Raw genomic sequence first — 14,789 nt, 5'->3', positions numbered from 1 at the left:
AGAACGTTAAGAGCTTAAATGTGAATGAAGAAGATCGTCCAAAGCGGTTAATCTATTTTTAACATCTTCACTAACATTGTCTTTATCTATTGCTTTTTGTTCCACTTGAGACGCAAATTGTAAAGCACACATGGCTAAAACATCTTGTTTATCTCTAACGGAATAATTTTGCTCAAACTGATTAATCATAGCTTCAATATTCTTAGCGGCTTTTCGCAATCCTTCTTCCTGATCAGGTGCAATCGTCAATGGATACATTCTGTTCGCTATGGAAAGCTTAATCTTTAGCTGTTCTGACATTAAATACTATACTTAAATTACATTACTGAGATAATTGTGCTATACAATGATCTATATCTTTTATTAATGTATTTATCTTGAGCTTTGTCTCTCGTTTATTTTCATCACTGCCCAACATTGAATTTGCAATTTTAAGAGCTTCATATTTCTCAATCCAAGAACGCAATGCTTCCTGTTGTTGAATAATCTTTTGCTGATAAACGGCCAATTCTTCAGACAGCTTCGCATTGGTTTGTTTTAAAACCTCTTGCTTGTGTAAAACTTTACTGATCTTATTCTCTAAAGAATCAACAATATCCTCAAATTTACCCATTTACAAATTTCAATACTGATGTAACAAAGTTAACATACCTGAGCAGAAATCACAATAGTTTTATCAAAAATTTTGAAAAAATAAGCAACAAGTGAGGTGAGGTAACTTAAACATCTAATAATCAATTAGCTAACGACCTCAAAAAGATTAAAAAAGTGTTGTCATTTCGCTTTATGATGGCAAGGTTGTACCTGTAAATCGGATTGCTTTAAGTGCACTTTTAAGTTTCGAGTTATATACATTCGATGGCAATAAGTTGATACGTTCTAACAATTAAAACCTAAAAAACTCGTTTTTATCCATCAGTTTCAAATCGAACAAAACTATTTAACCACGACTAACTTTAAAGCCTTCAAACTTTAGGCACTCCTAACTTTTTTTAATATTTTTAGCCATTCAAATCTAGCTATGAAGTTTCTTTTTTTATCCCTGTTTTTTACCACATTTGCCTTTTCACAAGTTGACTATCCTCAAGATTATTTCAGAAGTCCTTTAGACATTGAATTGATTCCTTCCGGAACCTTTGCCGAGCTGAGAACCAATCACTTTCATGCCGGTATGGATATCAAAACCCAACAAAGAGAAGGTCTCAATGTGTATACCGTTGCTGAAGGTTATGTAAGTCGTATTAAAGTGTCTCATTATGGTTACGGAAAAGTGATTTATATTACACATCCCAATGGTTATACTTCTGTTTATGGCCATTTATCAAGTTATGCGCCCATCATTGAAGCTTATGTAAAAGCGAAGCAATATCATGATGAATCCTATGAGGTTGAAATAATTCCCGCGGTTGATGAAATAAAAGTTAAAGCGGATGAAATCATTGCCTATTCTGGTAATACGGGAAGTTCTGGCGGACCGCATTTGCATTTTGAGATTAGAGATCAGCAAGAACGCGTGCTCAATCCCTTACTTTTCGGATTTAAAATCCAAGACAAAAAAATACCTTTCGTCACCACTGTTTACGCCTATACCAAAAACGATGATTCTTTTGTAAATGGTCAAAGTGGTCGCGTTGAACTGCGTCTCATCCCAAACAAAAACAAAGATTATACGGTTGAAAGTATTAATGCTTATGGCGATATAGGCTTTGGCGTGATTAGTTATGACCAACAGGATTTAGCGGTTAATCAGAATGGTATCAATGGGTTGACAACTTTTTATAATGGGAACAAAAAGTTTGAAATGGATTTTAACCGATTTGCATTCACTGAAACCCGACATATCAACAGATTTATTGATTATGAGCTGTTGAAAACTAAAAGAAGTTGGGTTCAGAAGTTGTTTGTGGAAAAAGGAAATGTGCTGAGTCTTTATAATCATTTGGATAATGATGGCTATGTTGCTATAACCGACAGCACGGCTTCAGTGTATAAAATCAAAATTAAAGATTTTCATGGCAACGAGTCGTGGGTTACGATTCCTATTAATGGGAAAAAAATGTCCAAAGCACCTAAAGTTGTTGATACAAGTACCAAAACCTATATTTTCTCTGAGCACCCCACGAATTTGAACGAAAAAAATGTGACCGTTTATTTTCCTTCCAACAGCTTTTATGAGGACACTTTTATTGATTTTAAAGTCAGCAATGACACACTTTATTTGCATAAGGATATCATCCCGCTTCAAAAAAATGTGAACATACAATATGATGTCAGCAACCATAAGGATGCCGATAAAGACAAACTTTATATTGCCGAATTGATTGGCAATAAAAGATACCCGAGTTATCTCAATACCAAAAGAAACGGCAATATATTATCAGCATCCTCAAACGCTTTAGGAACTTATACCTTGGTTAGAGATACACAAGGGCCAAAAATTTCCGCAACCAACTTTCAGGATGGGAAATGGTTGAGCAATTTCCGTTATCTTAAATTCAAAATCACGGATGATCTTTCAGGTATCAGTAATTATAGAGCTACCATTAATGGAAAATGGATTTTGGTGGAATATGAGTACAAGACCAATACCTTGACCTTTGATTTTAATGACAATGTGGCGACAGACACCAAAAATGAATTGAAACTCGTGGTCACAGATAATGTTGGAAATAGTTCTACATTTGAAGCAACTTTTTTCAGAAAATAAAACACCAACCATTTGAAACTATATGCTCACTTTTTGCGTTTCGTCCTTATAATACTTCCATTTTTGGGATGGTCACAAACCGCAACGATTAGGGGAATTATTTTGGATGAAGCTAATATGCCCGTTTCCAATGTCAGCATTAAATCGGACAACTCGGGAACAACGACTAATGACAATGGTTTTTATGAATTAAAAGTTCCCATACATGTTAATCTCACTGTTGAATTCACCCATATTTCATACAAACGTGTGGTCGCAAAATTCAGTCTTAAAAACGGGCAGGAAATAGAGTTCAATCCGGTAATGAATTTAAATGTCGAGCAAATTGCAACGGTTATCATTAATAGTACACATCGACAATCTGTAGATGGCGTGACCACCATTGCTCCTGCCTTACTTCGCTCGATCAAAGGTGCACAACCTGGCGTTGAAAATATTTTAAAAACTTTACCAGGAGTCAATATTTCCAACGAATTGAGTACTCAGTATTCGGTGCGCGGTGGTAATTTTGATGAGAATCTAGTTTACGTCAATGACATTGAAGTGTACAGACCATTTTTGGTACGCTCTGGACAGCAAGAAGGCTTAAGTTTTGTCAATTCTGATCTGGTGCAAAACGTCGATTTTACGGCAGGCGGATTTCAAGCGAAATATGGCGATAAACTATCTTCAGTGTTAGATATAACCTATCGAAATCCGATGAAATTTGGCATGAATGCCGACATTTCGTTATTAGGCGGTAGCATTTCTGCGGAAGCGGTATCAAAAGATTCAAAATTATCGGGCATTATTGGGTTGCGCTACAGAGACAATAGTTTAGTGCTAAACTCCTTAGAAACTGAAGGGAATGTAAAACCCGTATTTGCAGACATCCAAACGTATTTGACCTATAAGTTTACCGATAAATTCCAGGTCAACTTTTTAGGTAATATCTCCAGCAATACCTATGATTTCCAACCTAGAAACAGACAAACCAATTTTGGAACCATAGCCAATCCGATGGCTTTATTGGTGTATTATGAAGGCCAGGAAAAAGATGCGTACAACACGTATTTTGGAGCCTTTAAAGCGAATTATTTTGCCAGTGAGGATTTAACCTTAAAATTGATTGCCTCCACATTTCACACCACAGAAGAAGAGTATTTTGATATTTTGTCGCAATACCGCTTGGGTGAGGTAAACAGCAATATTGGCGATGAAAATTTAGGCAAAGTTGAATTTAGCGAAGGTATCGGTTCCCAATTAACCCATGGTCGAAATGATTTGGACGCCTTAATCATGAACGTTGAGCATAAAGGCGATTATCAGATTGATAATAACACCTTTGAATGGTCCATAAAATATACACATGAAGATATCCGTGATCGTTTGGTAGAATGGGAAGTGATTGATTCCGCTGGTTTTTCCATTAATCCACCAAAATTAGGCTTCTTCAATGATCAACCTTATCTGCCCTATCAAGGACCTTTGGTTGCTTTTCAGAATGTACGCGCTACCAATTATGTGCAAATTGACCGCTTTCAAGCGTATGCCCAATGGAGCAAACGTTCAGAATTAGGGAACAATGAGGTGTTTTATAATTTTGGAGTTCGAGCGCATAACTGGACGGTAAATGGCGATGGGATTGAAAGTAAAACGCAAGCCGTTTTTAGTCCGAGAGCGCAATTTGCCATCAAACCAGATTGGGAGAAGGACATGCTTTTTAGAGTGGCTGGTGGCTTGTACTACCAACCGCCTTTTTATAGAGAACTTAGAGATTCATCCGGTACTGTAAGACCTGATGTGAAGGCTCAAAAATCAATACATCTTGTTGTTGGCAATGAATACAGTTTTAAAATGTGGGATCGTCCTTTTAAATTGGTTTCAGAAGCCTATTATAAACATATGACTGATGTGAATCCTTATACTTTAGAAAATGTTAGGATTCGTTATCGTGCCAGAAATAACGCGGAAGCTTATGCCTATGGTTTAGATTTAAGATTGAATGGCGAATTCGTGCCAGGCACGGAGTCTTGGTTTAGTTTTGGGTATTTAAAAACCGAAGAAAACATTGAAAACCAAGGCTATATTGCAAGACCAACCGATCAGCGTTTAAAATTCGGAGTTTTGTTTCAGGATTATGTACCCAACATTCCTGCATTGAAAGTGTATCTGAATTTAGTATACAATACAGGAGTTCCTGGAGGTTCTCCTAGTTACGCCGATCCTTATCAGTATCAAAACCGACTACGGGCTTATAAGCGTGCTGATGTCGGTTTTTCTTATGTTGTTATCGTTGGAGAAGTAGCCGATAATGCCCAATGGAAAAGCATGTTTAAAGAATTGACCGTTGGCGTGGAAGTGTTTAACATGTTTGATGTGCAAAACTCCATCACGAATACTTGGGTACGGGATGTGTATAGCAAACGTCAATATGCGATTCCTAATTACTTGAGCCCGCGGGTGTTTAATGTGCGGGTATCGATGAGACTTTAGGTTCTATCTTTCTCTCGCGGAGCCGCAAATATTCTCTCGCGGAGCCGCGGAGACGCAGAGTTGCATAATTGTATACGAATTTCTTAATGTAGTAATATATACTTTCGTGTGAATTAGTGATCTCGACAACTTTATGCACATGTCTATAAAATCAGTGCAAATCATAAAAAATCAGCGTCATCAGCGTTCCATTGAAAAATCCAAAAACTAAATACCTAATTCCCAAAGAGTGTTTTATGAGATTTTGTGTTATTTGAATCTAATTGAAATCAGTGAAAATCTGTAAAAATCAGCATCACCAGCCAGAACTGAAGGGCAGGTCTGCGTTTCAATTATAAATTCCTATAAAAGCGGATAAAGTAATTTTTATTCAACAAATTCTTTTAAGATATCAATCACGTAATCCACATCTTCTTTGGTATTGAAACTAGAGAATGAAAATCTCACGGAAGGTTTCATTAAATTTTCGGCACTTAATATTTCAGAAAGCACGTGCGAATTTTGATTGCTCCCACTTTGACACGCTGAACCTTTAGAACAGGCTATTCCTTTCAAATCCAACTGAAAATGAAGCATTCCTCCTTTTGCTGGAGCAATTGGCAAACACACATTAATCAAAGTATAAGTGCTCTGATCCGGATTTTCACAGTTGCCGTTAAATGCCATATTTGGAGACAACGCTTTTAATCGATCAATAAAATAATTTTTTAATTCGAGGATTTGACTCTGCTCTTGTTCTAAATTGGCATAGCTTAATTTCAGAGCTTCTTCCATGCCTACTATATTATGAATGCTTTCGGTACCTGCGCGATACCCACGCTCCTGCTCGCCGCCATATATAGAAGCTTTGAGGCCTGAACCTTTTCGCATAAAAGCAAAACCAACGCCTTTTGGACCATGAAACTTATGCGCACTTGCTGCTATAAAATCCACGGGAATGGTTTGTAAATCCAATTGATAATGCCCTACTGATTGCACCGTATCACTATGAAATAAAGTGTTATTCTTTTTACAAAGATCTGCCACTTTTTTAAGATCCAATTTATTCCCAATTTCATTATTGACATGCATCAAACTGACCAGTTTCTTGTTGGAAGATTGTAATAAACGCTCCAAATCATGCAAGTCAATTACACCGTTTTCGAGCAATTTTACATAGCTAATGGTAATGCCATATTCGCTCTGAAGATGCTCGACCGTGTGCAAAACGGCATGATGTTCTAATTTACTGGTAATGACTTCAGTAACCCCCAAATCCCGGACCGCACTTCGCAAAACCAAATTGTCCGCTTCCGTACCACCAGCTGTAAAGACAATCTCAGAGGCATTGACATTAAAAAATGACGCAATTTTTTTTCTGGAGGTTTCAATTAACGATTTGGCAGAACGTCCCATGCTGTGTGTTGAGGATGCATTGCCATATTGTGAGCGCATAACCTGCGTCATACGATCAATAACAGCATCACGCATTGGGGTTGTTGCTGCATTATCAAAATATACTTGTCTCATTCTAAATTCCTTTCAAAAAGCAAAAATACTCCAAATAAAATTATTTCGTAGATGCGACCTTATAAATTACCAAATGCCTTATTTTTGTTGCTAAATTGTTTGAAATGCAAAAATTACTGTACTTATTATGCTTTTGTTTGTTGGTTTCTGCTTGTGATGATGGCGACGTCATTGATGTGAAATTGGATTTTGATAAAGAGCTGTCTATATGCAATTTAAGTGCTGGGAATTACTTTTTATATGACACCAAAAAAAATCCTTCAGAGTCTTTAAGCTTAATATTTCCAAAAAACTCCAGAACTGACTCCATTTTCAATCCTCCGAAAAATAATTACAAAACCACTTTGACCATTAATGGTACGACTACCCTATTCAATTACCGTACTTATGATGGCAGTCCTGAAAATTTAATTTGTAATCTATTGCCTGATGCCACTACCCATATTCTTAAAGATTATGCGGCAAATTCTGGTACCGTCACTATTATCACAACTTATGTTGATGATGACGATGACGGCATTCCTGCAGACGTAGAAGATGCCAATTTAGATGGCGATAACAATCCTGCAACAAATCCAACCGATTCTGACGGCGATGGCATTCCTGACTATTTAGATGCGGATGATGATAACGATAATGTGTTAACTAAAGATGAAAAACACAATTACAATAAAATTGATGGTCTTTCCAAAGCGCAAGATACAGATGGCGATGGCATTCCTGATTATTTAGATAATGACGACGACGGCGACGGTGTTTTGACACGTCACGAAGACGCAAATTTAAATGGAAATCCTATGGACGATCGTGATAGTAGTTCTCCTACGCCTGGAGTTCCAAGATATCTTGACAAAGAAGCCAAGGATACTTACGATTATCAAAAACTCAATAAAAACAGATACAAACGCACCTACACGATCAAGTTTTATATTAATAATGTCAACTTGGATGTTATTAGCTTAACTGAAATTGAATTTGGAACCTACACTTACAGTATCATGATTGAAAGTGACTAAAAAATCTCGATATTCTCGCAACCTATTTTTTCAGAAAAATAGTCGCGAAGGCTTTATCCTAAAGGCTATTAGGAACCTAAAGTGCGTTCAAAATTGTGAAACTTATTGGAAAACAGATGGATTATGGCAACAACAGAAAGCCGTTAAGGCCTATCCATTTTGATAGATATAGACTTCCATCGCTCCTAATCCATATTTCTGGAAATCGGCATCGTAGAATTTTATATTGTCATAACGACTAAAAAGTGTTTCCAGTTCCATTTTAAGAATGCCTTCGCCAACGCCGTGAATAAACACAATTTTTTGAATGCGTTTGCTGATGGCAAAATCCAATTGTCGTGTAGCCGTATTTAATTGTAAGGTCAACATATCAAAATTGGATAAATTTCGCTGGTTATCTGTGAGATTATGAATATGCAAATCCACTTCCATGGTAGGCTGGTTGCGCTCTTTCGGTTTTACCTTTACAGATTTCCGTTTGATGTGCTGCTCCTTTTCGGAAAGCACTTCGCGCACCGAATGCTCAGTAAAAATATTGGATTTCAAAGTGTCCTTCCCTTCCATTTTGAGCAATTCGTTGGCATTAAAATCCATAAGAAAGCCATCTTCGGTCTCAATAAAAATGGTTGAGCCGTCAATTTTTGAAACCGTTCCAGAAATGGCTTCGTCCAAAACAGTTACCTTATCTCCTTTTTTAAAATTCATGACTAATCTTCGTTATCAGAAGGTGTTTCTTGATCGTATTTACTCGGAATCCTTTTTGAAATGCGGTACACGCCCATCATCAAAATCATAATGCCTCCAATCAGTACATATTGATTTTGCTCTACTCCAGCCTTGGCATAAATGGCAATAAAACCACCAATAATTATTAATAGAACATTGATTACTCTTGACATATTCATAAATAAGTTATTTACACGAAATGACGAAATTAAACATTTTGAATCGAAATACCTTTGATTTTTGGCAAATCTAAGCTTAAAAATTCTATTTGATAAGTCCTTTCTTTTTATACATTTGTGCATGACTTTTTACAATTTCATCAATCCCGAAGACTTCATGTTGCCTTGTCTCAACAAACAACTCTTTGGGATAGAGTGCTTGGGTTGTGGTATTCAACGCTCCACATTGTTTCTATTTAAAGGTGAGTTTTTGCTGGCTTTTAAAATTTACCCCGCGATTTACACACTTTTTTTATTGGCGCTTTTTCTTATATTTAACCTCTTTAAAAAGTTCAAATATGATTATAACATCAAGATGGGTTTAATTGTCTTAAATGTTATTATCGTAGTTACCAGTTATCTAATCAAAATAAACCACTAAAAATCCAATCACATGGAAAAACAACAACTCCCGAACGCAACCCTTATTTTAGTCTTTGGAATCTTATCTATAGTTACCTGCTGCTGCTATGGTATTATTGGCTTGCCTTTAGGCATCATCGCTATAGTTCTGGCCAATAAAGCGACTGCTCTTTATGCGACAAACCCAGAATTATACACTGGATTTCAAAATGTAAAAACAGGAAAAATCCTTGCTATAATCGGTGTTATATTAAATGCTATTTTCTTGATAACAGTGATTTGGATGTACGTCAGCTTAGGAACCGAGGGGATTCAAGACATGCAGGAACAGTGGATGAAAGGTCTTAATGAAGGTGTGGTAGAATAATTTCCATTCAGACATAAAAAAAGCGACTAAAAATTTTAGTCGCTTTTTTTATCCGTTTTTTCACAATTTACATTGTTGCTGAAATCATGGCAATCACTACAATCAAAACATACAAACTGATAATGACAATCGTAAAAACACCCAAGAACTTATAATGTGATTTCAAGTTAGAAAATGCAGCAGTCAAATCTTCATTAGTGTTGAGACTTAAAGCACGCTTCATTTTTCTTGAAAAATTAAAAAGATACATCACGGGAAGAAAGTAAATCAATCCCAGTAAAATATAGATCATTCCAAAATAAGACATATCAATGCCTAAACTCTCATAAGGATTGCCGCCAAGCATGCCTCCCATAGTAATACTGAAAATTATACCAGCCAAAATCATCAAACCAATACCTATAAAACCTATAATTGATAAAATATAAGTCCAGGTAGAAGTTTCCTTTAAAAATCCTAATATTGCAGGCGGAAGATTCAATTCAAAAGTGTCAAAAGCCGATTTTTCTTCCATAATTACGAATTGGTTTCGAATTGTTGAAGTGTCCTTTTAATAATGCTGACACAGTCTAAAAGCTGTTCTTCGGTCATTACTAATGGTGGCGCAAAACGAATGATGTTACCATGGGTTGGTTTTGCCAATAATCCGTTATCGCGCAAGGCCAAACAAATATTCCAAGCGGTATCACTATACTCATCATCATTAATAACAATGGCATTGAGCAAGCCTTTGCCTCTTACCAATTGCACAATGCTACTTGTTTTGATATAAGCATTCAGTTCACTTCTAAAAATCTGTCCTAGTTTTTCGGCGTTCTCCGCTAAGTGTTCATCTTTGATCACATCCAAAGCAGCCATTGCAACAGCTGCAGCTACAGGATTTCCGCCAAAAGTACTGCCGTGGTTACCGGGTTGAATCACATTCATAATCGCATCAGCAGCCAATACCGCACTTACCGGATAGGCGCCACCACTTAAGGCTTTCCCTAAAATTAAAATGTCCGGTTTTACATTTTCGTGATCTACCGCTAAAAGCTTTCCAGTTCTGCCGATTCCGGTTTGTACTTCATCGGCCATAAATAAAACGTTGTATTGTTCACATAACGCTTTCGCTTTTGACAAATACCCTTCACTTGGCACATATACGCCCGCTTCGCCTTGAATAGGTTCTACTAAAAATCCTGCAACGTTTGGATGGTTCTTTAATGTATCTTCTAGTGCTTGTAGATTATCATATTCAATTTTTATAAAACCTTCCGTAAAAGGCCCAAAGTTTTTACGCGCTACCGGATCATTTGAAAACGAAATTATCGTCGTCGTCCTTCCATGGAAATTATTTTTACAAACAATTATTTCGGCTTGATGATCAGCAATACCTTTCACTTCATAGGCCCATTTTCTACATATTTTAAGTGCCGTTTCTACAGCTTCTGCACCTGTATTCATAGGCAACACTTTGTCATATCCAAAATATTTGGTGGCATAGGCTTCAAATTTCCCTAACATATCATTGTAAAACGCACGTGAGGTTAAGGTTAAGGTTTGTGCCTGTTTTACCATCGCATTGACAATTACCGGATGACAATGGCCTTGGTTAACAGCGGAATAAGCAGACAGGAAATCGTAATATCTTTTTCCTTCAACATCCCAAACATACACACCTTCTCCTCTACTCAATACTACAGGTAGTGGATGGTAATTGTGTGCACCATATTTGTTTTCTAAATCGATCGCTTGTTGCGAAGTTAATTGGTCTAAAACAGCCATTTTATAAGAATTTAAAAGGTTCATGTCTCATAAAGACATCGTTTGACAACTGAAATCGGTGGCAAACATTAATAATTACATCTCGCTGAGCGAGTTAAATAACCATTCCTTCTGTACCTTTATTCTTTCGATATTGCTCGAAAAAGCAGCGTGGGAGAGAAATCATCCCTGAGAACTCCAAAATTATGAAATAATTAGACCTCCAAAAAATATTTAAAGCTGATTTTAAGGCTTCATTTAAGAATTTAATTTTCCAATGACAAAATCGCAATTTCTAATTCGCAAATCGCAATTGGTTTCACTATTTTTGCGACATGGGAAGAAGAAATAAAAAACAAATCTTTGAGAATGTTCTGGTGGTTGATGCTGGAGCAAAAGGAAAATCAGTGGCAAAATCTCCAGATGGAGCGGTCATTTTTTTGGAAAATGTTGTTCCAGGAGATCTGGTCGATGTTGAAACTTTTAAGAAGCGCAAATCCTTTTATGAAGGAAAAGCCATAAAATTTCATGAATATTCAGATAAGCGTGTGGAACCAAGATGCCAGCATTTTGGGGTTTGTGGCGGTTGCAAGTGGCAAGATATGGGCTATGAGCACCAATTATACTTCAAGCAAAAAGAGGTTGAAAACAACCTGGTAAGGATTGGTCATTTAGAACTTCCTCCGGTAACCCCTATTTTAGGTTCTTCCAAAGATTATTTTTATCGAAACAAGATGGAATTTTCTTTTAGTGACAGCCGCTGGTTGACTTTAGATGAAATTCGATCCACTGAAGATTTAGGTGATAAAAACGCCTTAGGTTTTCATATTCCAGGAATGTGGGATAAAATTCTTGACATTGAAAAATGTTGGTTGCAAGCTGATCCATCCAATGCGATTAGAAATGCAGTTAAAAAGTTTTCAGTAAAACATGGTCTTGAGTTTTTCAATACGCGTAATCAAACCGGTTTCTTACGGACGATGATGCTGCGCACCTCTTCTACTGGAGATATCATGGTGCTTTTTCAGTTTTTTAAGGAAGATAAAGCAAACCGTGAAATACTATTGAATTATATTGGCGATAAATTCCCGGAAATAACCTCCTTGCAATACGTTATCAATGGTAAAGCGAATGATACCATTTATGATCAGGAAGTCATTTGCTACAAAGGCGAAGATCATATCTATGAGGAAATGGAAGGTTTGAAATTTAAAATCAATGCGAAATCTTTTTACCAAACCAATTCTGAGCAAGCTTACGAACTTTATAAAATAACCCGCGAATTTGCCGACCTAAAAGGCGACGAACTTGTGTACGATTTATATACGGGTACAGGAACCATTGCTCAGTTTGTTGCTAAAAACGCCAAAAAAGTTATTGGTGTTGAATCTGTTCCTGATGCCATAACCGCTGCAAAGGAAAATGCACAATTAAACGGCATTGACAACGTTGAGTTTTATGTGGGCGATATGAAAAATGTATTTAATGCTGATTTCATCAGCCAACATGGCCATCCCGATGTGATTATTACAGATCCACCGCGTGATGGGATGCATAAAGATGTCGTGCAACAGATTCTCAACATCGCTCCTGCTAAAGTTGTGTATGTCAGCTGTAACAGCGCGACGCAAGCGAGGGATTTGGAGCTTATGAAAGAGTTTTATAAAGTGACTAAAGTGCAGCCTGTTGATATGTTTCCGCAAACACACCATGTAGAGAATGTGGTGCTTTTGGAAAAAAGATAGAAAGATTGAAGATTGTTGATTAACGATTTTTGACTGCTAATTGAGGACTGAAGACTGTCGACTGAAAACTGCCAACTGAATTCTAACAAGAAATAACAGAAAATTGAAATATAAAAAAGCCCATAAGACCTTAAAAGTTCTCCTTTCATTTCTCATTTTAGCAAGTCTATGGAGTTGTGAGCGTGATGATATTTGCGCTTCTACAACCCCAACTACACCGCATCTGATTATTCGTTTTTATAATATTGATGCTAGAGCAGAGACTAAAACAGTAAGACACTTGACTGTCAAAGCAGAAGACGATTTGAAGAATATTGTATTTGATAGGACTACAGACTCCATCGTATTACCTTTAAGACTGGATGCTTTGAACAATAATAACACGACCAAATTCCTGTTAACTAGAGATTCCGATTCGATTCCACTAGCCAATACTGATATTATCGAAGTCACTTATACGCCTGAACTTATTTATGTTTCTAGAGCATGTGGCTATAAAACCATTTTTAATGACCTTAGTGCAACTCGCGAAACTGACGCAAGCAACTGGATTATCAACGTCGAAGTTATTAACACCACCATAAACAATGAAAATGCAGCGCAGATCAATATTTATCATTAACCTGATGCTCTTGATGGTGTTGCCTTTAACATCATTTGCTCAGGAAAACCAGGACAATAAACTAAATGACACCATTGTCGTCAAACAAAAATATGGTTTGCGTTTAGGTGGCGACGTAGGCAAATTGGTGCGCACGCTTATTGATGATGATTACAAGGGTTTTGAAATTTCCGGCGATTACCGATTGACCCAAAAGCTATATTTGGCTGGAGAATTAGGAACAGAACAACGAACTTTAAGAAATGACTATTTAGATGTGACTGCTAAAGGCAGTTACTTTAAAGCTGGAATAGATTATAATATGTACAGAAACTGGCTCGATATGGAAAACCTTATTTATACAGGTTTGAGAGTCGGCGCCAGCACCTTTAGTCAAAATCTGAACAGTTATACAGTTTACACGACCGATCAATATTACCCTCCTTTCACATCTTCAGATTTACAGGAATTCAAAGGTTTATCAGCGATTTGGCTAGAATTGGCCATTGGTATCAAGGCGGAAGTTCTTACTAATCTATTTGTAGGGATTAATGTCCAACTTAAAGGTTTGATATCCGAAGATCAACCCAGCAATTTTGAAAATTTATATATCCCAGGATTTAACAGAACCTTTGATAGTGGCCGGTTTGGTTTCGGATTTGGCTATAATGTCTCCTATTTGATCCCTATTTTTAAGAAAAACAAAAAAATAGCTGTCGCCGATTAATTCCTATACTTTCACATCCATTTATTCAGAAATTTACTTAACTTTTGCATATTAATCATAGGATATGCACCAAGATGAAATTGCCGATTTATTAGAAGAAAAGTATCACACGCTTCTCGATTGGCTAGAAAAACAAGAGAATGACAAATGGACTTTGGGGCCTGAAAATAAGTGGACTACAGGTCAGCACGCCTTGCATCTTTTAAAAAGCATCAAACCTTTAAACGATGTTTTGAGTATGCCACGCTTTTTGTTCAAATACACTTTAGGAACAACCACGGCCGAAATCCGGGATTATGAGACCATCGTGAGCAGTTATCTCGAACAGTTGGAAGAATTTAAAAAGTATTCAACCAATCCTCCCAAAAAATTAAAAGTTCCAACACTTCAAGATAAGCGCTATTTATTGACCCGATTGCAAGTAGAAAGCAAGAAGTTACAATATAAAATCCGACGCATATCTGACAGAAATTTGGACACCTTGGTTCTTCCGCATCCAGTTATGGGAAAAATGCCTATTCGTGAAATTTTGATGTGGACGGCTTATCATGCGGAACATCATACCAAACAACTCCAAGAAAAGTATTGA

Annotated in this window: 16 protein-coding genes; 9 read left to right on the top strand and 7 right to left on the bottom strand. The window is 36.8% G+C overall.

Translation table 11 applies throughout. The features are described from left to right. Nucleotides 1-6 precede the first annotated feature (6 nt). Complete coding sequence (locus tag ABIQ28_RS07015) at nt 7-300, bottom strand: cell division protein ZapA (RefSeq protein WP_348036166.1); 294 nt, start codon at nt 298-300, stop codon at nt 7-9. Between the two features lie 22 nt (nt 301-322). Continuing rightward, complete coding sequence (locus ABIQ28_RS07010) at nt 323-613, bottom strand: hypothetical protein (protein WP_348036165.1); 291 nt, start codon at nt 611-613, stop codon at nt 323-325. A gap of 408 nt (nt 614-1,021) precedes the next feature. Between ABIQ28_RS07010 and ABIQ28_RS07005 the strand changes: the two genes are divergently transcribed. Continuing rightward, nucleotides 1,022-2,707: a M23 family metallopeptidase gene (locus ABIQ28_RS07005; protein ID WP_348036164.1), complete on the top strand. Its 1,686-nt coding sequence runs from the start codon at nt 1,022-1,024 to the stop codon at nt 2,705-2,707. A gap of 12 nt (nt 2,708-2,719) precedes the next feature. Further along, the gene (locus tag ABIQ28_RS07000) at nt 2,720-5,182 is read left to right on the top strand and encodes a carboxypeptidase-like regulatory domain-containing protein (RefSeq protein WP_348036163.1); all 2,463 of its coding nucleotides are present in this window, start codon (nt 2,720-2,722) and stop codon (nt 5,180-5,182) included. Between the two features lie 366 nt (nt 5,183-5,548). Here ABIQ28_RS07000 and ABIQ28_RS06995 read toward each other — a convergent pair whose 3' ends face one another. Beyond that, nucleotides 5,549-6,691, bottom strand: a complete 1,143-nt coding sequence (locus ABIQ28_RS06995) for a cysteine desulfurase family protein (protein WP_348036162.1) — start codon at nt 6,689-6,691, stop codon at nt 5,549-5,551. A 104-nt stretch (nt 6,692-6,795) separates the two neighbouring features. Here ABIQ28_RS06995 and ABIQ28_RS06990 point away from each other — a divergent pair, with 104 nt between their 5' ends. Further along, nucleotides 6,796-7,707: a hypothetical protein gene (locus ABIQ28_RS06990; RefSeq protein ID WP_348036161.1), complete on the top strand. Its 912-nt coding sequence runs from the start codon at nt 6,796-6,798 to the stop codon at nt 7,705-7,707. Nucleotides 7,708-7,857: 150 nt separating this feature from the next. Here the strand turns inward: ABIQ28_RS06990 and ABIQ28_RS06985 are convergent, their stop codons facing one another. Continuing rightward, nucleotides 7,858-8,412 (bottom strand): DNA mismatch repair protein MutS, encoded by a 555-nt coding sequence (locus tag ABIQ28_RS06985; protein ID WP_348036160.1) that lies wholly within the window; start codon nt 8,410-8,412, stop codon nt 7,858-7,860. Between the two features lie 2 nt (nt 8,413-8,414). After that, nucleotides 8,415-8,606, bottom strand: a complete 192-nt coding sequence (locus ABIQ28_RS06980) for a hypothetical protein (RefSeq protein WP_348036159.1) — start codon at nt 8,604-8,606, stop codon at nt 8,415-8,417. 127 nt (nt 8,607-8,733) lie between these two features. On the opposite strand from ABIQ28_RS06980, the gene ABIQ28_RS06975 reads away from it, so the two are divergent. Together ABIQ28_RS06975 and ABIQ28_RS06970 are read left to right on the top strand one after the other, a co-directional pair. Continuing rightward, nucleotides 8,734-9,033: a DUF2752 domain-containing protein gene (locus ABIQ28_RS06975; RefSeq protein ID WP_348036158.1), complete on the top strand. Its 300-nt coding sequence runs from the start codon at nt 8,734-8,736 to the stop codon at nt 9,031-9,033. Between the two features lie 12 nt (nt 9,034-9,045). Continuing rightward, nucleotides 9,046-9,381 carry a CCC motif membrane protein gene (locus ABIQ28_RS06970; protein WP_348036157.1) on the top strand — a complete coding sequence of 112 codons (336 nt, stop codon included), beginning with the start codon at nt 9,046-9,048 and terminating at the stop codon, nt 9,379-9,381. A 67-nt stretch (nt 9,382-9,448) separates the two neighbouring features. Here the strand turns inward: ABIQ28_RS06970 and ABIQ28_RS06965 are convergent, their stop codons facing one another. Both ABIQ28_RS06965 and rocD read right to left on the bottom strand, forming a co-directional pair. Then, nucleotides 9,449-9,895, bottom strand: coding sequence for a DUF5362 family protein (locus ABIQ28_RS06965; RefSeq protein ID WP_348036156.1), 447 nt, complete (start codon nt 9,893-9,895; stop codon nt 9,449-9,451). A 2-nt stretch (nt 9,896-9,897) separates the two neighbouring features. Beyond that, the gene (rocD, locus tag ABIQ28_RS06960; protein ID WP_348036155.1) at nt 9,898-11,148 is read right to left on the bottom strand and encodes an ornithine--oxo-acid transaminase; all 1,251 of its coding nucleotides are present in this window, start codon (nt 11,146-11,148) and stop codon (nt 9,898-9,900) included. Nucleotides 11,149-11,462: 314 nt separating this feature from the next. Between rocD and rlmD the strand changes: the two genes are divergently transcribed. The 4 genes from rlmD (at nt 11,463) to ABIQ28_RS06940 (ending at nt 14,789) form a co-directional block, all read left to right on the top strand. Beyond that, entirely contained in the window at nt 11,463-12,872 is a 1,410-nt protein-coding gene (gene rlmD, locus ABIQ28_RS06955) for a 23S rRNA (uracil(1939)-C(5))-methyltransferase RlmD (protein ID WP_348036154.1), read from the top strand. 103 nt (nt 12,873-12,975) lie between these two features. Next, nucleotides 12,976-13,494, top strand: coding sequence for a DUF6452 family protein (locus ABIQ28_RS06950; RefSeq protein WP_348036153.1), 519 nt, complete (start codon nt 12,976-12,978; stop codon nt 13,492-13,494). After that, the gene (locus tag ABIQ28_RS06945; RefSeq protein ID WP_348036152.1) at nt 13,466-14,200 is read left to right on the top strand and encodes a DUF6048 family protein; all 735 of its coding nucleotides are present in this window, start codon (nt 13,466-13,468) and stop codon (nt 14,198-14,200) included. Before ABIQ28_RS06950 ends, ABIQ28_RS06945 begins: the two co-directional genes overlap by 29 nt. Nucleotides 14,201-14,264: 64 nt before the next feature. Beyond that, on the top strand, nt 14,265-14,789 hold the full coding sequence (locus tag ABIQ28_RS06940; protein WP_348036151.1) for a DinB family protein: 525 nt from the start codon (nt 14,265-14,267) through the stop codon (nt 14,787-14,789).

This window comes from Gelidibacter sp., from assembly GCF_039916245.1.
Lineage (GTDB): Bacteria > Bacteroidota > Bacteroidia > Flavobacteriales > Flavobacteriaceae > Gelidibacter.
The sequence above is the reverse complement of the archived record's forward strand: the minus strand, read 5'-3'. Positions and strand labels throughout refer to the sequence as shown.

Bases quoted from the DNA above. Each gene is read 5' to 3' on its own strand.
- ABIQ28_RS07015 (WP_348036166.1), bottom strand. From the start codon at position 300: ATGTCAGAACAGCTAAAGATTAAGCTTTCCATAGCGAACAGAATGTAT.
- ABIQ28_RS07010 (WP_348036165.1), bottom strand. From the start codon at position 613: ATGGGTAAATTTGAGGATATTGTTGATTCTTTAGAGAATAAGATCAGT.
- ABIQ28_RS07005 (WP_348036164.1), top strand. From the start codon at position 1,022: ATGAAGTTTCTTTTTTTATCCCTGTTTTTTACCACATTTGCCTTTTCA.
- ABIQ28_RS06995 (WP_348036162.1), bottom strand. From the start codon at position 6,691: ATGAGACAAGTATATTTTGATAATGCAGCAACAACCCCAATGCGTGAT.
- ABIQ28_RS06990 (WP_348036161.1), top strand. From the start codon at position 6,796: ATGCAAAAATTACTGTACTTATTATGCTTTTGTTTGTTGGTTTCTGCT.
- ABIQ28_RS06985 (WP_348036160.1), bottom strand. From the start codon at position 8,412: ATGAATTTTAAAAAAGGAGATAAGGTAACTGTTTTGGACGAAGCCATT.
- ABIQ28_RS06980 (WP_348036159.1), bottom strand. From the start codon at position 8,606: ATGTCAAGAGTAATCAATGTTCTATTAATAATTATTGGTGGTTTTATT.
- ABIQ28_RS06975 (WP_348036158.1), top strand. From the start codon at position 8,734: ATGACTTTTTACAATTTCATCAATCCCGAAGACTTCATGTTGCCTTGT.
- ABIQ28_RS06970 (WP_348036157.1), top strand. From the start codon at position 9,046: ATGGAAAAACAACAACTCCCGAACGCAACCCTTATTTTAGTCTTTGGA.
- ABIQ28_RS06965 (WP_348036156.1), bottom strand. From the start codon at position 9,895: ATGGAAGAAAAATCGGCTTTTGACACTTTTGAATTGAATCTTCCGCCT.
- rocD (WP_348036155.1), bottom strand. From the start codon at position 11,148: ATGGCTGTTTTAGACCAATTAACTTCGCAACAAGCGATCGATTTAGAA.
- rlmD (WP_348036154.1), top strand. From the start codon at position 11,463: ATGGGAAGAAGAAATAAAAAACAAATCTTTGAGAATGTTCTGGTGGTT.
- ABIQ28_RS06945 (WP_348036152.1), top strand. From the start codon at position 13,466: ATGCAGCGCAGATCAATATTTATCATTAACCTGATGCTCTTGATGGTG.
- ABIQ28_RS06940 (WP_348036151.1), top strand. From the start codon at position 14,265: ATGCACCAAGATGAAATTGCCGATTTATTAGAAGAAAAGTATCACACG.